This is a genomic window from Streptococcus sp. HMSC034B05 (assembly GCF_001809055.1).
In the GTDB taxonomy this organism is placed as follows: domain Bacteria; phylum Bacillota; class Bacilli; order Lactobacillales; family Streptococcaceae; genus Streptococcus; species Streptococcus constellatus.
Map to the genome: position 1 here is coordinate 80,161 of NZ_KV795590.1, position 23,731 is coordinate 103,891.

The window sequence follows — 23,731 nt, forward strand, 5'->3', positions numbered from 1 at the left end:
TTGGGTAAACCCTTACTTGAAAAAATGGTATAATAAATCTAACCAGTAAAAGGAGGTTGTCAGATGAAAAAGTTCTTTTGGAGTATAGTGATTTTTTTCTCGTGTTTGTTCATTAGCCAGCGAGTTTTGGCAGTGAGTTACGATATTGAATCCTATAAAGGCAATTTACAGATTCATTCTGATAATACAGCGACATTTGTTGAAACAGTCAATTACCATTTCTCAAGCGGCTACAGAGGACAAATCATTACTTTGGGGACATCTGGTAAAGTTCCTCTGGGCTTTGATGTGGAAGGAAAGCCGACGATTCTAGCTTTAAGAAATGGACAACCAAAAACGGATATTACTGCTGTTCAGGAATACATTGCGGGTGGTTATAAATATAAAATTTATAATGCCGGTAATAAAGGAGACCGTGTAACCATTACGGTTACTTGGAAGTTGAAGAATATGTTGTTTGTCTACAATGATATTGTAGAATTACACTGGATTCCAATCAGTGATTGGGATAAAAAATTAAATAATGTAGAATTTCGGATTACTCCTCCAGCTACTTCACAACAGACTGAATTGTATGCTCACACGGGTTATTTTATGAAGCCAGCTCAAGTGACACGAGAGGGAGATAGCTATCTGATCCGTGTCGCTAGTATTGCTAAAAATAGAAATTTAGAATTTCATGCATATTGGGATCGATCGCTAGTAACTGTTCCTGAAAATAGTTTAGCTGTTACAAAACGCAATCGGTTGCAAGAGTTTCGTCAAGTTGAAAAGGAAGTTGCCACCAGTACAAAAAAATACCAGAGATTAGTAGACTGGGACTTACCACTTGCTTTGGTATTGGTTGGCCTAATTAGTTTGGCTTTTTACATTATTTTTCATCTTAGAACAAAATTCCGTGTAACGTTTCCTAAGCATGCTCGTTTGTATGAAATACCGCAAGATTTACCACCAATGGTCATTGCTTCAAATGTTTATTCAGTAGATTTGACAGAATTGGATCCGACTGAGCGACAAGCTACATCTCTGAAATTTGAAAATCTTGTTCAAGCTACTTTATTAGATTTGATTGATCGAGGCAATCTTGTTTTTACAGATGATACGAAACAGCCAAAATTACAAAGATTGACAGATAAGGGTTTAGCTGATTTTGAAAAAGAATTTTTAAAAATGGCTATGGGAAACAACAAGCAGTTGCTTGTAAAAAATTTGTTTTCAGATTTTAAAATTGACGATAAGATATATAATAGTGGCGAGAAAGCGGTTCGTAGCGCAGGCAACAGAGTGAGAAAACTATTAAAATGCTATTTAAAACTTATTACAGAAAATATACATGAAATTATTGAGCGTGAGCAATTACCAAATAATTATCGCCCTGTTGCTAAAAAGGAGCTCTTGTGTTTATATCTTTCAATGCTCCTTATGAATCTTATTGTGTTTGCTTCTCTTGGCATCTTAGCTTGGATTTTCTTGGAGTATGGACTCGTATTTTATCAATTTGTAGTTAGCTTCTTCATTGCTGGCGGAATGCTGTATTACCTTTTGAGAAAATGCAAAATGGTGAAGCGTGATGGCGTCTTAAATGAAGAAGGGACAGAAAACTATTATTACTGGAAGAGTTTTGCTAATATGCTGCATGAGATTGCTCATTTAAAGGATACAGAAGTGGAAGGAGTGATTTTGTGGAACAGATTATTGGTTTATGCTGCTATGTTTAATTGTGCAGATAAGGTGACCAAGACGATGAAACTACGAAAAATCACAATTGACAATCCATCGATGAATGCTTTTGTTTATCAGGATATGGTGTATGATTTTCATGAGAGCTCACATGCTTTTGTTGGCTATGGGGCAGCAGCTAATTCGGCTAGCAGTTTCTCTGTTTCATCAGGTGGAAGTAGCGGTGGCGGCTTCTCTGGTGGTGGCGGAGGAGGCGGAGGAGGCGCTTTTTAAAAAAGTGCCCTATTCTCTTGCTTGAAATTATGCTATAATAAAACAAATCAATCTTAGGAGAAGAAAATGTTTATCGTTGAAATGTTGAAGTCCATTATCTTTGGGATTGTAGAAGGAATTACCGAGTGGTTGCCGATTTCGAGTACAGGTCACTTAATTTTAGTGCAAGAATTTCTCAAATATAAAGATCAGAATGCTGCTTTTATGGAGATGTTCAATGTTGTAATCCAATTAGGAGCGATTTTAGCGGTTGTCGTGATTTATTTTGATAAATTAAATCCGTTTAAACCTGGAAAGACAGCGCGTGAAGTGCAGAAAACATGGCAATTATGGGCGAAAGTGGTGATTGCAGCTGCGCCGGCTGCCATTATTGGCTTACCTTTGGATGATTGGTTTGATGCACATTTTTATAACTTCATTTCTGTCGCTTGTATGTTAATAATTTATGGTGTTGCCTTTATTTTGTTAGAAAAACGCAATAAAAGTGTGGAACCTGCGATTACCAATTTGGATCGCTTGCCTTATAAAACAGCGCTTTACATTGGGCTATTTCAAGTATTGTCGCTTTTCCCAGGAACAAGTCGTTCAGGAGCAACCATTGTAGGTGGGCTTTTGAATGGGACCAGTCGTTCTGTGGTAACAGAGTTCACTTTCTTTTTGGGAATTCCTGTCATGTTTGGTGCCAGTGGTTGGAAGATTTTGAAATTTATTATCAAAGGAAACACACTTGGATTTGGGCAATTCTTCTTGCTGCTTGTAGCAATGGGCGTTGCGTTCGGGGTCAGTCTCTATGTGATTCGTTTCTTGACGGATTATGTGAAAAAGCACGACTTTACGATCTTTGGGAAATATCGTATCGGGCTCGGGGTTTTGCTTATCGTGTACGGAATCTTTAAAGCTATTTTTTAAGTATTCAAAACTCAACAGTTTTTGTTGAGTTTTTTATTGGTAAAAGAAAATGAGGTTGTCTATTTTTTGTAAAAAACCCGAAATTTTAGTATAATGAAAAGACTAGAAGTATGAGGTAATGCGATGGAAATGAAGCAAATCAGTGATACAACGATTAAGATCACAATAAAATTAGAAGATTTAGAAGAACGTGGAATGGAGATGGCAGATTTTCTCGTTCCGCAAGAAAAGACAGAAGAGTTTTTCTATGCAATTTTAGATGAGTTGGAAATGCCAGAGAGTTTTTTGGATAGCGGTATGCTCAGTTTTCGTGTAACTCCTAAACCAGACCGACTGGATGTTTTTGTCACCAAGTCTAAGATTGATAAGAATCTGAACTTTGATGATTTGGCAGATTTACCAGATGTAGAAGAGCTGTCTCAAATGTCTCCAGATGAATTTTTAAAGACATTAGAAAAAAATATTTTTGAGAAAAGCAAAGACGATATTGAAGCTGTTCGGTCTTTGGAAACGGCAGAAGCAGAAAATAATATGAGCACTTCTGACATAGAAGATCAAGAAGAAAACAGTGACGACCTTACTCAAAAATATATCTATTATATCTTGAAATTTTCCAGCTTGAAAGAAGCGATTGTCTTTTCTAAAACAGTAGACTATGCTGTTAACACTTCGGAGTTGTACAAAATGGATGGTTACTATTATTTAACAATCTTGGTTGATATTGAAGGACATCCTAAGCGTTATCCAGCTTGGCTTTTGGCTTCTATGCGTGAACATGCAAAAGACACAGATGTGACAAGAGCTGTTTTGCAAGAGCATGGTTATTTACTGCTTGTCAACGAGGCGGTTGCTAGTCTTCAAAAGGTTAAATGCTCATGATTCCTTTCCCTTTAAAATTCATTTTGGTGTTGCTTGGAACCTTTTTTATTGGTGTAATTCTCACACCTTTAGTGCGTCTATTGGCATTTAAGATAGGCGCGGTTGATTATCCCAATGCTCGAAGAATCAACAAAAAACCAATGCCAAGCAGCGGAGGTTTAGCGATTGTCATTTCTTTCTCGGTTGCTACACTTGTTTTTATGCCGATGATTGTGCAAGCGACCTTTCATGGAAAGGGTTATTTTGATTATATTTGGCCGGTTGTCTCAGGCGGCGGCATCATTGCTTTAACGGGGCTTATTGATGATGTGAAAGAGTTGAAACCTTTAGCAAAGATGTCAGGAATTGTGTTGGCTGCCAGTTTGATTTGGTTATTGACTGATTTCCGTTTGAATCATTTTAAAATTCCTTTTGGCGGACCACTATTGCACTTTGCCCCTTGGTTATCTTTTATTTTGACGGTTATCTGGATTATTTCGATTACCAATGCCGTCAATTTGATTGACGGGTTAGACGGATTAGTGAGTGGTGTATCGATTATTTCGCTGGTAACAATGGGGATCGTTTCTTATTTTTTCTTGCCGGATCACAATGTGTTTTTAACCTTAACTATTTTTGTTCTGGTCATGTCTATCGCGGGATTTTTTCCTTACAATTATCACCCAGCTATTATTTATCTGGGTGATACGGGAGCACTGTTTATCGGTTTTATGATTGCTGTTTTGTCACTGCAAGGCTTGAAAAATGCGACAGCCGTCGCAGTGATTACTCCGATGATTATTCTGGGTGTGCCGATTACAGACACATTTTTAGCGATTGTGCGTAGAACTTTATCTGGTCAAAAATTTTATACGCCAGATAAGCGTCACCTTCATCATCGCCTGCTCTCTTTGGGCTTGACTCATCGTGGGACAGTCTTGGTTATTTATGGCATTTCGATGATTTTTGCCATGATTTCTCTTTTGCTAAATGTTTCAAGTCGAATTGGTGGTGTACTATTAGTGATTAGTCTGCTCTTTGGAGTGGAACTTTTATCGGAACTTATCGGTGTTTTGGGTCAAAATCGGACACCACTCCTTAATGTTCTTCGGTTCATTGGAAATTCTGCTTATCGAGAAGAAATTCGTACAAAATTCAGAAATAGAAGAAAGAAATAGAATCTTAAATTAAAACAAAATAAAAGCCTTTTTGGCTTTTTTTTGCTATACTTATAAGGTATATTATGGTTACAAAGAAAGGAAAATTTACCATGTCTGTCTTAGAAATCAAGGATCTCCACGTAGAAATCGAAGGAAAGGAAATTTTAAAAGGAGTTAATCTGACTCTTAAAACAGGAGAAGTAGCCGCCATTATGGGCCCAAATGGGACAGGTAAATCAACTCTATCAGCCGCCATTATGGGAAATCCAAATTACGAGGTAACCGAAGGGGAGGTTCTGCTCGATGGTGTCAATGTTTTAGAACTGGATGTGGACGAACGAGCTCGTATGGGGCTTTTTCTTGCTATGCAGTACCCAAGTGAAATTCCAGGTATTACCAATGCAGAATTTTTGCGTGCAGCTATGAATGCAGGTAAAGAAGACGACGAAAAAATCTCTGTTCGTGATTTTATCATGAAATTGGACGAAAAGATGGAATTGCTGAATATGAAAGAGGAAATGGCCGAGCGTTATCTGAATGAAGGCTTTTCTGGCGGTGAAAAGAAACGCAATGAAATCTTGCAATTGTTGATGCTAGAGCCAACTTTTGCGCTACTGGATGAAATTGACTCTGGATTAGATATTGATGCGCTGAAAGTGGTATCTAAGGGTGTCAATGCCATGCGTGGTGAAAATTTTGGAGCTATGATTATTACGCACTATCAACGCTTGTTGAATTACATTACGCCTGATGTGGTGCATGTTATGATGGATGGGCGAATAGTGGCCTCAGGTGGCCCAGACTTAGCTGTTCGTTTAGAGCAGGAAGGCTATGCCAAATTAGCTGAAGAACTTGGTTTTGATTACCAAGAAGAAGTTTAGTTACCCCTTCTTTTTGCTTGAAAAAGATAGGAGAATGAAATGACAAAAGAAACCATTAAACATTTTTCACAAATGCATGCGGAGCCTGAGTGGTTGGCGAATCTTCGTCAAGCTGCTTTTGATAAAATAGAAGAGTTGAAGTTACCAATCATTGAGCGCGTGAAATTTCACCGCTGGAACTTGGGAGACGGCACGCTTTCAGAAAGTGAATCTCTTGCAAATGTACCTGATTTTACAGCACTGGATAATCATTTGAAATTAGTTCAGATCGGAACGCAGACTGTTTTAGAGCAATTGCCGGCTGACTTGGCGGAGCAGGGTGTCATCTTCACAGACTTTTATTCTGCTCTTGAGGAAATTCCAGAAATCATTGAGAAACATTTTATGTCTGCTGTTAAATATGACGAAGATAAGCTAGCAGCTTACCATACAGCTTATTTCAATAGTGGAGCGGTGCTATATATTCCGGATAATGTTGAAATCAATCAGCCCATTGAAAGCATTTTTTACCAAGATAGTGAAAGTGATGTGCCATTTAACAAGCATATTCTGATTATCGCAGGAAAACATTCTAAAGTGACTTATTTAGAACGGTTGGAAACTTATGGTTCTAGCAGTGTTTCTGCGACAGCAAATATCACGGTGGAAGTCATTGCCCAAACAGGAGCGCAGATTAAGTTTTCAGCTATTGATCGACTAGGAGAAAATGTGACCGCTTATATTAGTCGTCGGGGCAAGTTGGACGATGATTCTATGATTGATTGGGCGATTGGAGTCATGAATGAAGGGAATGTGATTGCTGATTTTGACAGTGATTTGTTTGGGCGCGGAAGTCATGCAGATATGAAAGTGGTGGCTCTCTCTCGTGGTAAGCAGATTCAGGGGATTGACAGTCGCGTCACCAATTACGGCTGCAATTCGATCGGCAATATCCTCCAACATGGAGTGATTTTGGAAAAGGGAACGTTGACTTTTAACGGAATTGGCCACATTATCAAGGGAGCCAAGGGAGCAGATGCGCAACAGGAAAGTCGAGTGCTCATGTTGTCTGACAAAGCACGTTCAGATGCTAATCCTATTCTTTTGATTGATGAAAATGATGTGACAGCAGGGCATGCGGCGTCTATCGGTCAGGTAGATCCAGAAGATATGTACTATCTTATGAGTCGAGGGCTAGATCAGGCAACAGCAGAACGGTTAGTCGTGCGTGGTTTCTTAGGCTCTGTTATCGTTGAAATTCCAGTCAAAGAAGTCCGTATTGAGATGATTGAAACTATTGATGAAATTTTAGCTAAAAATAAAAGATAGGAAAAGAAATGTCTAAACTTGATGTAGAAGTCCTTTGGAAAGATTTTCCGATTTTAGATCAGATCGTCAATGATGAGCCACTGGTTTATTTGGATAATGCAGCAACGACTCAAAAGCCAAGGCAGGTTTTAGGGGCAATTACGGATTATTACGAAAAAGATAATGCCAACGTTCATCGTGGTGTTCATACGCTTGCTGAGCAGGCAACGGCAGCTTATGAAGCTGCGCGGGAACGAGTGCGCTCTTTTATCCATGCTGCTTCAACGAAAGAAGTTCTCTTTACGAGAGGTGCGACGACTGGGCTCAATTGGGTGGCGCACTATGCTGAAAGTGTGTTGCAGCCAGGAGATGAAGTGCTGATTTCTGTTATGGAACACCATTCCAACATCATTCCTTGGCAAGAAGCCTGTCAGAAAACAGGTGCCAGATTGGTTTATGCTTATTTGAAAGACGGCATGTTAGACCTTGCTGACTTTCAGTCAAAATTGACTGAAAAGACGCGGTTTGTTGCCTTGGCTCACGTTTCTAATGTATTAGGTGTGGTGAATCCTATAAAAGAAATAGCAGGGCTAGTGCATCAGACAGATGCTCTTTTGGTAGTGGACGGAGCCCAATCTGTACCTCACATGGAGATTGATGTTCAAGACTTGGATGTTGATTTCTTTGCTTTTTCAGGTCACAAGATGCTAGGTCCGACGGGTATCGGTGTGCTTTATGGAAAAGAGAAACTCTTGAATCAAATGCCTCCGGTAGAATTTGGCGGGGAAATGATTGATTTTGTTTATGAGCAGAAAGCAACATGGAAAGAGCTCCCTTGGAAGTTTGAGGCAGGCACGCCCAATATAGCTGGAGCTATTGGTTTAGCTGCCGCTATTGATTATCTGGATAAGATCGGAATGGAAACTGTTCATCAATATGAGCAAGAATTACTGGCTTATGTCTTTCCCAAATTACAAGCTGTTGAGGGTCTCACCATTTATGGTTCGGAGGATTTGGCTCAGCGGTCAGGTGTTATTTCTTTTAATCTAGCTGGTCTTCACCCCCATGATGTAGCAACAGCACTGGATTATGAAGGCGTGGCTGTACGAGCCGGACATCACTGCGCTCAACCCTTGCTGAGTTACCTAGGAGTGGCAGCGACTGTTCGAGCTAGCTTTTATATGTATAATACCAAAGCAGACTGTGATAAGCTCGTTGAAGCTTTGCAGAAAACAAAGGAGTTTTTCGATGGCACTTTCTAAACTAAATAGCCTTTATAAGGCAGTTGTGACGGATCATTCAGCTCACCCTCATCATCAAGGCCGTTTGGATGGAGTGGAGCAAGTGAATCTCAATAATCCTACCTGCGGAGATGTCATCAGTCTGTCGGTTCAGTTTGATGAGCAAGGAGTGATTGAGGATATTGCATTTGTGAATTCTGGTTGCAGTATTTCTACAGCATCAGCTAGTATGATGACTGATGTAGTCCTAGGGAAGACGAAGTATGAGGCACTAAAGTTGGCAGAGATTTTCTCTCAAATGGTTCAAGGGAAAGAAGATAAGCAGCAAGCGGAATTGGGAGATGCAGCTTTTTTGGCTAGTGTTGCTAAATTTCCTCAGCGTATTAAATGCTCAACCTTAGGCTGGAATGCTCTTAAAAAGGCAATTGAAGAAGCTGGAAAGTCTGAAAAAGATTAATAATTGAGGTTAAATAAAAAATGTACCGCACCCCAAAAGTTAGACAGAAAAAATCTAACTTTTGGGGTGTGGTACATTATCGCGATTTTTTATAATTTTTCATTGACATATTGGACGAATTCATTCCACCAAGATTTGAGGAAGAAGGGGCGTTCTATTCTTTCTGCTGAAAGCATGGAAATAGTCGGTGGTTTCTTGTCAAGATAGCCTTTTCCAATCAAATCATTGTCTGTATAGGTCAATTTTCCAATAACGACACCCTTTTTTAAAGGCGTAGGATAGCCTTTTTTATCGGTTGTAAAGTGGACAGTAGGTTTTTTATGATTGTATCTCCGCACAATAGTGAGTTTCTTACTTGCAACGGCAGTGACTTCATCTTTTTGACCGTTGATAATGCGAGCAGAACTTTTATCATAGGCTTCACCTTTTTTTACAAGAGTTTGGACAGTAAATTGCTGATAAATATAAGACATAAACCTAGAAGTAGCTGTGAAACGGGCGTTTTCATCTTTATCTGCATGATCGATATTGAGAAGGACTGTAATCAAACGCATGCCTCTCTGCTGGATTGTTCCGACAAAGGAAGTTCCTCCTTTATCAGAAGAACCAGTTTTTAGACCATCCACTCCAGCTCGAAAAGCCGGCATATCTTTAAGCATATGATTGGATGATGTAAGCGTCATACCTGCAAAGTTAGATGTAGCTTTTTTGGTAATTTCTAAAACTTCTGGGTAATCAAGAATTAAACGACGAGCAACAATTGCAATATCATAAGCACTCAATTTATTTTCATCATCTTTGTTTGAACCAGGATAAATATGTTCTTCTCCTAAAACAGAATTTTTAAGTCCAGAAGCATTGACAATAGTGGCATTTTTGATTCCCCATTGTTGTAATTTAGCTTTCATCAAATCCACAAATTTTTTCTCACTACCTGCGACCTTCTCAGCCAAAGCAATCGCTGGGCTATTGGCACTGGCTATTAAGGAAGTTTCTAATAGTTCTTCGATAGTGTACCGTCTTGCTTCCAACGGAACGTTACTGGCATCTGGATTAACGGTTAGTTGATAAGGATAGTCAGAAATATCCACTGGGGTTTGTAGAGTGAACTTTCCTTGATGAATGGCTTCATAGACCAAATAAGCTGTTAGCAATTTAGTAATAGAAGCAACTTCAACTGGCTGATCAGCATCTTTTTCATACAAGATTTTTCCAGTTGTGGCATCAACCGCAATAGCGTGCTTGGCGCCTACGTCAAAATTATCGGCCCAGACAGTAGGAGTTAAGATAAGTAAGAGAGTTGTTACAAGAGTAATAATAAATTTTTTCATGGTAATCCCTTTTTGTGAACTTAACATTATTGTATCATAAAAAGAGAGAGCTTCATAGAAAAGGGCGGGAAATGACAAAAGAAATGATTCGTTTTTATTTTTAAAGTAAGTTCTGGTATAATAGGTAGGACAAGTAACGAATAGAGGAAAACATGAAATTTACAGAATTTAAGTTTAAAGATTATATTCAAGAGGCATTAATAGATTTGAACTTTGTCGAGGCGACAGAAGTACAGGGAAAATTGATTCCAATCGTACTTGCAGGTCGAGATCTAGTTGGAGAGTCCAAAACAGGTTCAGGGAAAACCCACACTTTTTTATTACCGATTTTTCAAAAGATGAATGAGGATGCAGATAATGTGCAGGCTGTCATTACAGCTCCCAGTCGTGAATTAGCCACGCAGATTTATCAAGCTGCACGCCAAATTGCTACTTTCTCTGATAAGGAAATTCGAGTGGCTCATTATGTTGGTGGGACTGATAAAAATCGTCAGATTGGGAAATTGGCTTTCAGTCAGCCGCATATCGTTATTGGAACACCGGGACGTATCTATGATTTGGTGAAATCAGGTGATTTGGCTATTCATAAGGCGAATACCTTTGTAGTAGATGAAGCAGATATGACCTTGGATATGGGCTTTTTAGAAACAGTGGATAAGATTGCGTCCAGTTTACCAAAAGAATTGCAATTTTTAGTCTTTTCAGCAACGATTCCACAAAAATTACAGCCATTTTTAAAAAAATATCTATCAAACCCTGTCATAGAGCAGATCAAGACCAAAACAGTCATCTCTGATACGATTGAAAACTGGCTGATTTCGACTAAAGGTCAGGATAAAAATGCGCAAATTTACCAAATCACTCAGCTTTTGCAGCCTTATCTAGCCATGATTTTTGTTAATACTAAAACACGAGCTGATGAGCTACACAGTTATTTGACAGCGCAAGGATTTAAGGTCGCTAAAATTCACGGAGACGTTCCTCCACGAGAGCGCAAACGGATTATGAATCAAGTGAAAAATCTGGAATTTGAATATATTGTGGCGACCGATCTAGCAGCAAGAGGGATTGATATTGAAGGGGTCAGTCATGTTATCAATGATGCGATTCCGCAAGATTTGTCTTTCTTTATCCACCGAGTTGGTCGGACAGGACGAAATGGGCTGCCAGGCACTGCCATTACCCTATATCAGCCAAGTGATGATTCAGATATCCGCGAGTTAGAGAAATTGGGGATTCAGTTCATTCCTAAGATGATAAAAGCTGATGAGTTTCAGGATACTTATGACCGAGATCGTCGTTCTAATCGTGAAAAACGCCAAGAAAAATTGGATACAGAGATGATTGGTTTGGTTAAAAAGAAGAAGAAAAAAATCAAACCGGGCTATAAAAAGAAAATTCAATGGGCTGTCAATGAAAAACGCCGAAAAACCAGGCGTGCTGAAAATCGAGCACGCGGTCGTGCAGAAAGAAAAGCGAAACGTCAGAGCTTTTAGTCTTAAAATTTCTTTATCACTCTCATAAATAAAAACAATTATTTTTTATAAAACGAATGTGATAGACTAGTCTTGCTAGTCTATTTTTATCGTAGTAAATAATTGGTGAATTTATAAAATTGTGATAGAATTAGACATTATTGAGAAAGAGAAGTTACAATGATTGTTACAACAGTGATTTTAGCGTCTAATTGGTATCAAGAATTGATTCAGAAAATTCCAGACGGGCAGCTTTTTAGCTGGCGATCTGTGTTTGACGGACTGCCAAGAATTATCGAAAAATTACCGACAACTTTGCTATTGACTTTTGGAGGAGCTTTTTTTGGCTTGATTTTGGCTCTCATTTTTGCGATTGTCAAAATCAATCGTGTGAAGATTTTGTATCCTCTTCAAGCCTTTTTCGTTAGCTTTCTGCGCGGGACGCCTGTGCTTGTTCAGCTCATGTTAACGTATTATGGGATTCCTTTGCTTCTGAAAGCAATCAACTTGCGATTCGGTACGGGTCTAAATATAAATGCTATTTCAGCTTATCTATTTGCAATTGTAGCTTTTGCCTTTAATGAAGCAGCTTATGCCAGCGAAACTATTCGAGCAGCGATTTTATCAGTGGATTATGGAGAGATCGAAGCGGCTCGTAGTTTGGGCATGACAAATAGGCAAGTTTATCGTCGTATCATTATCCCAAATGCAGCAGTCGTTGCTACACCGACACTAATTAATTCTCTGATTGGTCTGACCAAAGGTACTTCTCTGGCTTTCAGTGCTGGAGTTGTGGAAATTTTTGCTCAAGCGCAGATTTTGGGCGGTGCAGATTACCGCTACTTCGAGCGCTTTATCTCGGTAGCTTTTGTCTATTGGGGCGTGAATATTGTGATTGAACTATTTGGGCGGTTTATCGAAAAGAAAATGGTGATTGAAGTGCCTGATAATCTCAATCCACAAATACGAACGAAAGGAGATGTTCGTTAATGATTCGTATTTCAAATCTCAGCAAATCCTTTTCTGGACAAATAGTTTTAAACAATCTTAGCTTAGAGATTCAAAAAGGTGAAGTAGTTGCTTTGATTGGCTCATCTGGTGCAGGGAAATCTACTTTCTTACGCAGTTTGAATTATTTAGAGCAACCAGATAGCGGAACGATTACAATTGATGATTTTACAGTTGATTTTTCCAAGATTAGTAAAGAAGAAATTCTAACTTTGCGGCGAAAGTTGGCGATGGTATTTCAACAGTTTAACCTTTTTAATCGTCGGACAGCTTTGGATAATGTCAAAGAAGGTTTGTTGGTTGTAAAAAAATTCTCAGACCAAGAAGCAACGAATCTTGCCAAAGAAGAATTGGCAAAAGTTAGTCTGTCGGATCGTGAAAATCACTATCCACATCATCTGTCAGGTGGACAAAAACAACGGGTCGCTTTGGCACGAGCTTTAGCGATGAAACCAGATGTGTTACTATTGGATGAGCCAACATCTGCCCTGGATCCTGAACTAGTAGGAGAAGTTGAAAAATCTATTGCAGATGCAGCCAAGGCTGGTCAGACCATGATTCTAGTTAGTCATGATATGTCCTTTGTCTCTCAAGTGGCAGACAAGGTACTCTTTTTGGATAAAGGACACATCATTGAAATGGGAACTCCCGAAGAAATAATGAGCCACCCTAAAGAAGAACGCACAAAAGAATTTTTTGCCAGTTACAAACGGACATATATTTGATATAATAAAAAAGAAGCCCAGTTCTTGCTAGCTGGGTTTATTTCAAGCATTTTATGTTAAGTAAAAGTTAATTTGATGGGGAGAATGACATGTTATTTCGAGTTTTTATACTTTATTTAGAGAGTTTACTGATTACAGCACTACTGGTAGGGAGTTTTTTAGGATTATGGATTGGTCTTCGCGCTGTCCGGCGTGTTGATAAAACGGTCAGAGATCGACAAGCTCATCTGTATGACATGTTGCTAATCGCAGTGATGACAATTCCGATTTTATCTTTTGCTATGATGGGGATTTTACTTGTCTTAAAAGCATAATTCTTGAAAAAAAGCTCTACTAACGTTAGAATAACAGTGATTACAATAAAGGAAGTGATGATATGTACGATACAATTATTATTGGATCAGGACCAGCGGGAATGACAGCAGCTTTATATGCTGCTAGAAGTAACCTCAAAGTTGCTCTTTTGGAGAGAGGCATTCCAGGCGGGCAAATGAATAATACCTCAGATATTGAAAATTATCCTGGATATGCTAATATTAGTGGTCCAGAACTAGCAGAAAAAATGTTTGAACCGCTCGAAAAATTGGGAGTAGAGCATTTGTTTGGCTATGTTAAAAAGATTGAAGATCATGGAAATGTGAAAAAAGTATTCACAGAAGATGAAGTTTTTGAAACAAAGACTGTTATCATTGCTTCGGGAGCTTTCCACCGCCATCTTGGCGTATTAGGAGAAGAAGAGCTCAACAGCCGTGGTGTTTCCTACTGTGCAGTTTGTGATGGTGCCTTTTTCCGTGATGAAGATTTGTTAGTAGTCGGTGGAGGCGACTCTGCAGTGGAAGAAGCTGTATTTTTGACTCGTTTTGCAAAAACGGTGACGATTATTCATCGGCGCGATGAACTCCGTGCACAAAAAGTGCTTCAAGATCGTGCATTTGCCAATGAAAAAATCCGCTTTATTTGGGCTTCAGTTGTGAAGGAAATCAAAGGAGACAAGCGTGTTAGCAGCGTTATAGTAGAAAATGTCAAAACAGGTGAAATATCTGAACATGAATTTGGCGGTGTCTTCATCTATGTTGGATTAGAGCCAGTCAGTGAGTTTGTCAAAGATTTGGGCATTACCAATGAAGCTGGCTGGATTGTGACTGACAATCATATGAAAACGGCTATTTCTGGCATCTATGCCATTGGTGATGTTCGAGAAAAGAACCTTCGTCAAGTAACAACAGCTGTTGGTGACGGAGCAATCGCAGGACAAGAAGTTTATAAATATATTACAGAGAATTTTTAAGACTGGGTTCATATCCAGTCTTTTCTGATTAGCAAAAACACATCAATGCACTGATGGAGTGATAATAAGAGTGCTTCTTTGGACTTGTTCAATTCTCCTGCCTTCATAAATGACTAGTGAAATTGTCAGAATTGTGGTACAATAGAAAAGTTCACGTAAAAAGGAGACTTGTATGAGTGATAAACATTCTGAAAAAAATCAAAACAAGATGGAACGTGGTTTGCAAAATCGCCATGTGCAAATTATAGCTATCGCTGGGACTATTGGGACGGGTCTCTTTTTGGGAGCTGGACGTTCGATTAGTCTGACAGGACCGTCTATTATCCTCATTTATATGTTGACAGGTGTCTTTATGTATTTGATGATGAGGGCGATTGGAGAAATGCTGTACTATGATCCAGACCAGCATACATTTATCAATTTCATCACAAAATATCTTGGTAATGGCTGGGGTTATTTTTCTGGCTGGTCGTATTGGATCTCCCTCATTTTTATTGGTATGGCAGAAATCACGGCAGTTGCGCAATATGTCCAATTTTGGTTCCCAACTTGGCCTGCTTGGTTGATTCAAATTGTCTTCCTTGCTATTTTGAGCATGGTCAATCTGATTGCGGTACGAGTCTTTGGCGAGGTTGAATTTTGGTTTGCCATGGTTAAGATTGTAGCGATTATTGCTTTGATTGTGACAGCTATTTTTATGGTGTTGACAGGCTTTAAAACCCCAAATGGTGTAGCCAGTTTAAGTAATATCAGTCAAAATTTCCAACTTTTCCCCAATGGCTTTATGAGTTTTGTCATGGGCTTTCAAATGGTTTTCTTTGCTTATCAGGCGATTGAATTTATTGGAATTACGACTTCAGAAACAGCCAATCCTCGTCAAGTATTGCCTAAAGCAATAAAGGAAATTCCTTTACGAATTGTCTTGTTCTATGGTGGCTCACTTTTGGCAATTATGGCGATCATCCCGTGGAGAGATTTAGCAACAACAGACTCTCCTTTTGTTATCGTATTTAAGTTAGCAGGGCTTAAATGGGCGGCAGCTTTGATTAATTTTGTGGTACTGACCTCAGCCGCTTCGGCCTTGAACTCTACTTTGTATTCGACAGGACGCCATTTGTATCAAATTGCTCATGACTCGCCAAACCGCTTTCTGAATGGAATTGGTGCTGGCAAATTATCCAGACAGAACGTTCCGAAAAATGCTATTTTGACATCAGCGGTAGTGATTGCATTGGCTGCTTTTATTAAGGTTTTACCGGGAGTGTCCGATTCCTTTGTTTTGATTACAGCCTCTTCATCAGGTGTTTACATTGCTATCTATGCCCTCACTATGATTGCTCACTTGAAATACAGAAAATCAAAAGAATTTATGGCAGATGGTTATCTAATGCCAGCTTACAAATTTCTCAACCCACTCACCTTACTCTTCTTTGCTTTTGTATTTGTCACGCTCTTTTTACAAAAGTCAACTGTTGTGGGTGCTATCGGATCAGCCATCTGGATAGTTGGATTTGGAATGTACAGCCAATGGAAGTTTAAATCAAAATAAATATGTAATAAAGCTAAGAAAAATGATACGATGTTTTCAAGTTGTTTCAAGACTTTCTTAGCTTTTTATATTGGTAATGAGATTGTCAACAGGGAGAAGTTTCTGATGAAAAAAGTAATGGATAAACATTCTAATATATAATCAAACGCAATCTTATAATCACTAAAAGTTAAAAATAATTGTTTTTGCCATTCAAAGATTGACAAGATTTCCGCTTGCTCTTTTTATTTGTGGTATAATAAATGAAAATATATCTTACAAGGAGTCATTATGTACCCAGATGATAGTTTAACTTTGCATACAGATTTGTACCAAATCAACATGATGCAAGTTTATTTTAGAAAAAATATTCACAATAAACGAGCAGTTTTTGAAGTATACTTCCGCAAAGAGCCTTTTCACAGTGGTTATTCTGTTTTTGCAGGCTTGGAACGGATGATCCATTATTTAAATCATTTGACATTTTCAGGAAGTGATATCGCCTATCTTCGTTCTCTTGGCTATGATGAAGAATTTCTAGCTTATCTAGCCAATTTAAAATTGGAATTAACAGTACGCTCTGCACAAGAGGGCGACTTGGTCTTTGCCAATGAGCCAATTGTTCAAGTAGAAGGCCCACTTGCCCAATGCCAATTAGTGGAGACAGCGTTATTAAATATTGTCAACTATCAAACTTTGGTAGCGACAAAAGCAGCCCGGATTCGCTCAGTCATTGAAGATGAGCCTTTAATGGAGTTTGGTACCCGCCGAGCACAAGAAATGGATGCAGCTATTTGGGGGACTCGTGCGGCAGTTATTGGTGGAGCAAATGGAACCAGTAATGTGCGTGCTGGAAAACTTTTTGATATTCCAGTCTTGGGAACGCATGCTCATGCGCTCGTTCAAGTCTATGGTAATGATTATGAAGCTTTCAAAGCATATGCTGAAACGCACCATGACTGTGTTTTCTTAGTGGATACCTATGATACGTTTCGTCTGGGGGTGCCAGCAGCTATTCGTGTGGCACGTGAAATGGGAGACAAAATCAATTTCCTCGGTGTACGGATTGACTCAGGTGACTTGGCTTATATTTCTAAAAAAGTCCGGCAGCAGCTGGATGAAGCTGGATTCCCAAATGCGAAAATCTATGCATCAAACGACTTGGATGAAAATACAATCCTCAACTTGAAAATGCAGAAAGCCAAAATTGATGTTTGGGGCGTCGGAACGAAGCTCATCACTGCTTACGACCAGCCAGCGCTGGGAGCAGTTTACAAGATTGTGGCTATTGAAGATGAAAATGGCAATTTGCGTAATACGATCAAGCTCTCTAATAATGTGGAAAAAGTATCAACACCAGGTAAAAAGCAAGTTTGGCGTATTACTAGCCGTGCAAAAGGGAAATCAGAAGGAGATTACATCACTTATGACGGTGTAGATGTCAATGCGATAACAGCATTAGAAATGTTCCATCCGACTTACACTTACATTAATAAAACTGTGACAAATTTTGATGCAGTACCTCTGTTGGTAGACATTTTTAAACAAGGTCAACTTGTGTACCAATTGCCAAACTTAACAGAAATCCAAACATATGCTCGCAAAGAGTTTGATAAGTTGTGGGATGAATACAAACGGGTTCTCAATCCACAAGATTATCCTGTGGATTTGGCACGTGATGTATGGCAAGATAAGGTGGATTTGATTGATCAAATGCGCAAAAAAGCAAGCCAAATGGGAGAAACAAGATGACCTTACAGGAAACGATTATCCAGCAATTAGGTGTGAAACCTGTCATTGATCCACAAGAAGAAATCCGTAAGTCTATTGATTTTTTAAAGGCTTATCTAAAAAAACATTCCTTTTTGAAGTCCTATGTGTTAGGAATTTCAGGTGGACAAGATTCAACATTGGCAGGACGTTTAGCACAATTGGCCATAGAAGAAATGCGAGCTGAGACTGGCGATAATAACTATCAATTTATCGCAGTGCGTTTACCATATGGAGTGCAGGCTGACGAAGCTGATGCCCAAAGAGCGCTCGCTTTTATCCAACCAGATGTCAGCCTTGTAGTAAATATCAAGGAATCCGCAGATGCGATGACAGCTACTGTGGGAGCAACTGGTGCTAAGGTTTCAGACTTCAATAAAGGCAATATCAAAGCGAGGAGCCGTATGATTGCGCAGTATGCTTTAGCTGGTTCCTATAATGGGGCAGTTATTGGAACAGATCATGCTGCAGAAAATGTGACAGCTTTCTTTACGAAATTTGGTGATGGTGGTGCAGACATTCTACCACTTTATCGTCTCAATAAACGTCAAGGGAAACAGCTATTGGCTGCCTTGGGTGCGGACCCCATTCTCTATGAGAAAGTGCCGACAGCAGACCTGGAAGAAGAAAAACCAGGGATTGCAGACGAGGTTGCTCTCGGTGTTACTTACAATGAAATTGATGATTATCTGGAAGGCAAAACTGTATCAGAAGAAGCACAGGCGACTATTGAATCTTGGTGGAAAAAAGGTGAGCACAAACGTCATTTGCCAATTACCATCTTCGATAATTTTTGGAAATAAGCAGAAGAATTGTTCTAACTTACGTTTTTTAAATCCGTAGGTTATTAAAATCAGATGTAGAGCGAAAAAGTTAGGTGCGCCTAACTTTTTATTTGAAGAATTTTAAAAATAAGCTATAATAGTGTGTAGAATTAGAAGGAGGTATCTATGAATTCATTAGATCAACAATTTACAGATAAATTATATGCTAATTATGAAGCAAATGTGAAATATGCTGCAATTGAAAATGCAGTCAGTCACAATGGCTTATTAACTTCACTGGAAAAACGCAATAGCGCTGCTGAAAACAATCCTGTATTTTCAATTGATTTGACCAAAGATAAGGTCAGCAATCAAAAAGCTTCTGGTCGCTGCTGGATGTTTGCAGCACTCAATACATTTCGCCACAAAATGATTGCGGGCTTTCAATTAGAAGAATTTGAATTGTCACAAGCCCATACATTCTTCTGGGATAAATATGAAAAATCGAACTGGTTCTTGGAGCAAGTATTAGCAACTGCAGACCAAGAATTAACCAGTCGCAAGGTCAAATTCTTACTTGATACACCTCAACAAGACGGTGGTCAATGGGATATGGTTGTGGCACTTTTTGAAAAATATGGTGTGGTGCCAAAATCTGTTTATCCAGAATCTATTTCATCAAGTAACAGTCGTGAGCTTAATCAATATCTCAACAAATTACTCCGCCAGGATGCACAAATTTTACGTGACTTGGTTACTAGCGGAGCTGATGCAGCAGCTGCTCAAGAAAAGAAAGAAGAACTTTTGCAAGAAATTTTTAATTTCTTGGCAATGACCCTTGGACTCCCTCCTCGTACTTTTGATTTTGCTTATCGTGATAAAGACAATAACTTCCATGGCGAAAGTGGATTGACACCACAAGCATTTTACAAGAAATATGTGGATATTAAGCTAGATGACTATGTATCCATCATCAATGCCCCAACAGTTGACAAACCTTATGGCAAATCTTACACTGTCGAGATGTTAGGAAATGTCGTAGGAGCACGTGACGTCCGCTATTTGAATGTCGATATGAATCGTTTGAAAGAACTGGCCATTGCTCAAATGCAAGCAGGAGAAACGGTTTGGTTTGGCTCTGATGTGGGTCAATCTAGCAATCGCAAAGCTGGTGTGATGGTGAATGATATGTATGATTTTACTTCCAGCATGGATATTCATTTGACACAAGACAAGGCAGGGCGTTTGGATTATAGTGAAAGTCTCATGACTCATGCTATGGTCTTGACAGGTGTTGACTTGGACGAAAATGGCAAATCGACAAAATGGAAAGTGGAAAATTCTTGGGGTGATAAAGTTGGGAACAAAGGCTATTTTGTTGCTAGCGATGACTGGATGGACGAATACACTTATCAAATCGTTGTCCGCAAAGAATTTTTAACAACTGAAGAACTAGCAGCCTATGAAGCAGAGCCAAAAGTGCTTGCTCCGTGGGATCCAATGGGGGCTCTGGCTAGCAAATAAGAATAAAAAGAAGTAGGATAAATTTTTAAGCTTGCTTTAAAAGACTCTGTAAGAGAATGAAATAGAAAAACACGAGCAATCAAGACCAGTAAGCAACTGGATTTGAATTGTTCGTGTTTTTTAATTTTTACAAAACTCTGATTTAAAGATGTTATCTTCTAAACTGCTTGGCTTTCAGAAACTTCTTCGTTATTGATTTCGTGAAGGAGGAGTTTCCGAATTTCTACTGTTATTAGGAGAATTTGTAGACGTGGAAGCACTGGGTTCCGTACTTGATGAGGAACTGCTTGATGAAGAACTACTTGATGACTCTTGAGTAGAGCTTTCTTGACTATTTGAAGATGTAGACGATTCTTCTAAGCTAGAACTTGAAGTAGAATTATAATAATTTTGTTGATATCTATTAGTTGCATTGGCTAAAAAGACATAACTTCCGCTACGATAGAGACCGCTAGGCATCTCCCAGTCTTCTGTCCCACTTTCAGACAAGTAAGACATCATAGCACGGTAAACATCTGTTGCAACTTTCACACCGTCATCCAGAACAGGAGTGAGACGATTGGTGTAACCTGTCCACACTGCCATTGAATATTTCTGTGTATAACCAACAAATAGTTCATCTGGAGTCACAACACTTGAACCACCATAAGGTTTTGTTAGTTTCGCCAATTCATCATCAGAATAATTGGAAGTCCCTGTCTTACCGGCTTGGTAGACACCTGATATAGCTGCGTTGGTTCCTGTACCTGAAGTGAGAACTGTTTTCAGCATATTTGTCATCATGTACGCAGTTGTTTCTTTCATTGCTGTTGTGCCTTGATTAGCGAAGTTTTTTGAAGTTCCGTCACTAAAGACAACACGGCTGACGTATTGAGGTTTATAATAAGTTCCTCCATTTGCAAAAGCAGCATAGGCAGCAGCCATTTTTTCACTGCTGGCACCATATTTCTTATCTGATTTTGTGGTATTACTTGAAATGGCATTTGCATAGACCATATCTGGATAATCAATGCCAAGTCCATTAAGGAATTTCTTTGATTTGCTGAGACCAACAGCTTCTAATGTTTTGACAGCTGGGACGTTCCGAGATTCCTGAAGTGCATACTGAATGGTGATGTTTCCGAAATACCGCATATCCCAGTTGTAAACCGGAGTAGTTGTTCCAGGATAATGATAAGGGGTATCGCTAATATAAGCAGCTGTCGAAGTGTAAATTCCGTTTTCAATGGCTGGAGCATAATCGGTGATTGGTTTCATGGTTGAACCCCAGTCACGATTGGTTTCAACGGCTTGATTGGTACCAAAAGAAACATTTGAAGTTTGATTTCGAGCTCCTAGTTGAGCAATCACCTTGCCATTTGTAACATCCATAATCGTAGAAGCTACTTGCAGTTCATTATCTGGATAGGCAACATATTCATTGCTATTATAAATGTTCCAAAGGCGTTCTTGAACAGCTCTATTGACGTTAGTATAGACTTCCATTCCTGTCGTCAGCAAGTTATAGCCAGTTTCTTGCTGAACTTGCTCAATTACTTGTTTTAAGTAATTGTCCATGTAAGCCGGATAAGAAGCAGAATTTTTTAAGCTTTGCAGACCATCGGTAATGGGGGTGTTGACTGCCTTTTCGTATTGCTCAGCAGAGATGTATTTGAGTTTATACATTTCTGATAAGACAAGATTCCGACGATTTTTAGCAGCCTCTGGTTGTGTATAGGGATCGTATTGATTTGGTGCTTGAGGCATCCCTGCCAATAAAGCAGTTTGAGCCAAGCTCAAATCTTTCAAATCTTTGCCGTAATAACTTTTAGCAGCTGTTTGCATACCGTAGTTACCATTTGACATATAGACCTTGTTTACATAATAAGTAATGATTTCTTGCTTAGTGGCTTTGCGCTCCAGCTGGACTGCTAACCAGGCTTCTTGGATTTTACGTGATAGCGTTTGATCGGCAGTTGAGGTAGAGAAATAAGTCAATTTAATCAACTGTTGTGTCAGAGTGGAGCCGCCTTGCCGATTTCCTTTGCGCAAGTTATTTAAAAAAGCGCCTAAAATACGAACAGAATCCACACCACGATGGTTGAAGAAACGGTGATCTTCAATTGCAACGATAGCCTGAACTAAACCAGTTGGAATATTACTTGTTGCTGCGTTTACTCTTTTTTCAGAGCCTAAGTCAGCAATAAGATTGTTTTCACTATCATAGATTTTACTGGAAGTTGTAGCAACTAGTTTCTTTTCTGACAAGGCGGGCGCCTTGTGAACTTGATAGAGAAAGATTCCTCCGCCAGCAACAACTCCTAGAAGAAATAACGAGATGAGACCGATAGCAGCATATTTAGCAGCTGTCAGTAAAGATTGCTTATTCATTTATTTTACCACCTAGTAAGTTTTGTTGAATGATTTCAAGATACGGAATGCTAGGAAGTCCATTCTGTGAAATAGAATATCCATGTTGTTGAATGTAATCAAGTGGCATGGATTTTGTCCCTTTGTCAATCTTGAAGAAGTTAATCAGATAAGGAGCAGGAAGCAAATACGTCAGTTTTAAGGCTGAAAAGTGCAATAAAACGAAACAAATTCCTCCTTGTTTGACGACTTGTTCCATGTGTTCGATTTGATGCGCATGAAAATTTTTCATAGGCATAGAAGCCTTTTGACGAGTTTCTTTTGCTTCAAAATCTATGTAACGCCCCTGGTAGACACCAGAATAGTCTGTTGTAGAGGCTTGTCGAAAGTAGGCTTCTACAATTTTTGCCCGACTACGCCTAGGATAATCCACTTTTACGATTTGAATAGGTGTCGGTTTTTTGTGAATGACCGCCAACCCATGACTAAGATAATAATCATTTGTTTCATTGATCATTTTTTCAAAAGACATTCCTCGATTGGCAAAATCAACTGATTTCTTTTTAGGAAATTTCAATGAGTTGCGCGAGGAAACTTTATGTGGATAGTTGACCATATATCTCCTTATTGGTACAATAACATCACTCTATTATAACATAAAAAAGGAAATAAAGGGATAATTTAAGTGGTTAGTATATTAGTAGTAGGCTATCGAAATTTTGATCTGGGAATTTTTGATGAAAAAGATCCTCGAATCAAGATTATTAAAAAAGTGATTCAACGTGATTTGACTCGATTATTGGAACAAGGAGTGGAATGGCTGATTTTCACTGGAAATTTAGGCTTTGAATTTTGGGTACTAGAAGTTGCAAAAGAATTACAGCAAAACTACGATTTTCAAATGGCAACAATTTTCACTTTTGAGAATCAGGGGGAAAATTGGAATGAAGTCAATCAAGAAAAATTAAACCATTTCAAACAGGTGGACTTTGTAAAATATGCTTATCCGCATTATGAAAACCCGAGTCAATTTCGTGACTACAACCATTTTCTACTCAACAATACAGATGGTGCCTATATTTTTTACGATGAAGAAAATGAGACGAATTTGAAATATCTTTATCAAATGATGAAAAGTCAAGAACAATATTTTATCAAAAAATTAACATTTGATGACTTGAACGAAGTCGCAGAAAATTTTTCCGAAAATTAGATGTTTAATC

Annotated in this window: 21 protein-coding genes; 18 read left to right on the forward strand and 3 right to left on the reverse strand. The window is 38.9% G+C overall.

What is annotated here, in order from left to right; genetic code table 11:
- The first annotated feature begins 63 nt into the window (after positions 1-63).
- The 8 genes from HMPREF2542_RS01500 to sufU all read left to right on the forward strand — a co-directional run bounded on the left by HMPREF2542_RS01500 (position 64) and on the right by sufU (position 8,746).
- Complete coding sequence (locus HMPREF2542_RS01500; RefSeq protein WP_070484170.1) at positions 64-1,953, forward strand: DUF2207 domain-containing protein; 1,890 nt, start codon at positions 64-66, stop codon at positions 1,951-1,953.
- A gap of 66 nt (positions 1,954-2,019) precedes the next feature.
- Entirely contained in the window at positions 2,020-2,862 is an 843-nt protein-coding gene (locus HMPREF2542_RS01505) for an undecaprenyl-diphosphate phosphatase (protein WP_058670188.1), read from the forward strand.
- A gap of 123 nt (positions 2,863-2,985) precedes the next feature.
- Positions 2,986-3,741 (forward strand): adaptor protein MecA, encoded by a 756-nt coding sequence (gene mecA / locus HMPREF2542_RS01510; RefSeq protein WP_058670189.1) that lies wholly within the window; start codon positions 2,986-2,988, stop codon positions 3,739-3,741.
- Entirely contained in the window at positions 3,732-4,898 is a 1,167-nt protein-coding gene (locus HMPREF2542_RS01515) for a glycosyltransferase family 4 protein (RefSeq protein WP_022524656.1), read from the forward strand. Before mecA ends, HMPREF2542_RS01515 begins: the two co-directional genes overlap by 10 nt.
- Before the next feature lie 92 nt (positions 4,899-4,990).
- Complete coding sequence (gene sufC, locus HMPREF2542_RS01520) at positions 4,991-5,761, forward strand: Fe-S cluster assembly ATPase SufC (RefSeq protein ID WP_003070295.1); 771 nt, start codon at positions 4,991-4,993, stop codon at positions 5,759-5,761.
- A gap of 39 nt (positions 5,762-5,800) precedes the next feature.
- The gene (sufD, locus tag HMPREF2542_RS01525) at positions 5,801-7,069 is read left to right on the forward strand and encodes a Fe-S cluster assembly protein SufD (protein WP_058670190.1); all 1,269 of its coding nucleotides are present in this window, start codon (positions 5,801-5,803) and stop codon (positions 7,067-7,069) included.
- An 8-nt stretch (positions 7,070-7,077) separates the two neighbouring features.
- Entirely contained in the window at positions 7,078-8,310 is a 1,233-nt protein-coding gene (locus tag HMPREF2542_RS01530) for a cysteine desulfurase (RefSeq protein WP_049482260.1), read from the forward strand.
- Positions 8,297-8,746: a Fe-S cluster assembly sulfur transfer protein SufU gene (sufU, locus tag HMPREF2542_RS01535; RefSeq protein ID WP_049476978.1), complete on the forward strand. Its 450-nt coding sequence runs from the start codon at positions 8,297-8,299 to the stop codon at positions 8,744-8,746. The genes HMPREF2542_RS01530 and sufU overlap by 14 nt, the downstream gene beginning before the upstream one ends.
- 89 nt (positions 8,747-8,835) lie before the next feature.
- On the opposite strand, the gene pbp3 is transcribed toward sufU, so the two are convergent.
- Positions 8,836-10,077 carry a D-alanyl-D-alanine carboxypeptidase PBP3 gene (pbp3, locus tag HMPREF2542_RS01540; protein WP_058670191.1) on the reverse strand — a complete coding sequence of 414 codons (1,242 nt, stop codon included), beginning with the start codon at positions 10,075-10,077 and terminating at the stop codon, positions 8,836-8,838.
- A 152-nt stretch (positions 10,078-10,229) separates the two neighbouring features.
- On the opposite strand from pbp3, the gene HMPREF2542_RS01545 reads away from it, so the two are divergent.
- The 9 genes from HMPREF2542_RS01545 (at position 10,230) to pepC (ending at position 20,159) form a co-directional block, all read left to right on the forward strand.
- The gene (locus HMPREF2542_RS01545; RefSeq protein ID WP_049476976.1) at positions 10,230-11,573 is read left to right on the forward strand and encodes a DEAD/DEAH box helicase; all 1,344 of its coding nucleotides are present in this window, start codon (positions 10,230-10,232) and stop codon (positions 11,571-11,573) included.
- Positions 11,574-11,732: 159 nt separating this feature from the next.
- Complete coding sequence (locus HMPREF2542_RS01550) at positions 11,733-12,542, forward strand: amino acid ABC transporter permease (protein WP_058670192.1); 810 nt, start codon at positions 11,733-11,735, stop codon at positions 12,540-12,542.
- Positions 12,542-13,285, forward strand: coding sequence for an amino acid ABC transporter ATP-binding protein (locus tag HMPREF2542_RS01555; protein WP_049476974.1), 744 nt, complete (start codon positions 12,542-12,544; stop codon positions 13,283-13,285). The genes HMPREF2542_RS01550 and HMPREF2542_RS01555 overlap by 1 nt, the downstream gene beginning before the upstream one ends.
- Positions 13,286-13,374: 89 nt before the next feature.
- Positions 13,375-13,599: a DUF4059 family protein gene (locus tag HMPREF2542_RS01560; RefSeq protein WP_003070280.1), complete on the forward strand. Its 225-nt coding sequence runs from the start codon at positions 13,375-13,377 to the stop codon at positions 13,597-13,599.
- Between the two features lie 62 nt (positions 13,600-13,661).
- Entirely contained in the window at positions 13,662-14,573 is a 912-nt protein-coding gene (gene trxB, locus HMPREF2542_RS01565; protein WP_049476973.1) for a thioredoxin-disulfide reductase, read from the forward strand.
- Positions 14,574-14,745: 172 nt separating this feature from the next.
- Positions 14,746-16,122 carry an amino acid permease gene (locus tag HMPREF2542_RS01570; protein ID WP_049476972.1) on the forward strand — a complete coding sequence of 459 codons (1,377 nt, stop codon included), beginning with the start codon at positions 14,746-14,748 and terminating at the stop codon, positions 16,120-16,122.
- 270 nt (positions 16,123-16,392) lie between these two features.
- Complete coding sequence (locus tag HMPREF2542_RS01575) at positions 16,393-17,853, forward strand: nicotinate phosphoribosyltransferase (protein WP_049476971.1); 1,461 nt, start codon at positions 16,393-16,395, stop codon at positions 17,851-17,853.
- Positions 17,850-18,674, forward strand: a complete 825-nt coding sequence (gene nadE / locus HMPREF2542_RS01580; RefSeq protein ID WP_020997623.1) for an ammonia-dependent NAD(+) synthetase — start codon at positions 17,850-17,852, stop codon at positions 18,672-18,674. Before HMPREF2542_RS01575 ends, nadE begins: the two co-directional genes overlap by 4 nt.
- Before the next feature lie 147 nt (positions 18,675-18,821).
- The gene (gene pepC, locus HMPREF2542_RS01585) at positions 18,822-20,159 is read left to right on the forward strand and encodes an aminopeptidase C (RefSeq protein ID WP_058670194.1); all 1,338 of its coding nucleotides are present in this window, start codon (positions 18,822-18,824) and stop codon (positions 20,157-20,159) included.
- 189 nt (positions 20,160-20,348) lie between these two features.
- Here pepC and pbp1a read toward each other — a convergent pair whose 3' ends face one another.
- Together pbp1a and recU are read right to left on the reverse strand one after the other, a co-directional pair.
- Positions 20,349-22,529: a penicillin-binding protein PBP1A gene (pbp1a, locus tag HMPREF2542_RS01590; RefSeq protein ID WP_003070267.1), complete on the reverse strand. Its 2,181-nt coding sequence runs from the start codon at positions 22,527-22,529 to the stop codon at positions 20,349-20,351.
- Complete coding sequence (recU, locus tag HMPREF2542_RS01595; RefSeq protein ID WP_003070265.1) at positions 22,522-23,124, reverse strand: Holliday junction resolvase RecU; 603 nt, start codon at positions 23,122-23,124, stop codon at positions 22,522-22,524. The genes pbp1a and recU overlap by 8 nt, the downstream gene beginning before the upstream one ends.
- A 69-nt stretch (positions 23,125-23,193) precedes the next feature.
- Here recU and HMPREF2542_RS01600 point away from each other — a divergent pair, with 69 nt between their 5' ends.
- Positions 23,194-23,721, forward strand: a complete 528-nt coding sequence (locus HMPREF2542_RS01600; protein WP_049482284.1) for an SLOG family protein — start codon at positions 23,194-23,196, stop codon at positions 23,719-23,721.
- The last annotated feature ends 10 nt before the right edge of the window (positions 23,722-23,731 follow it).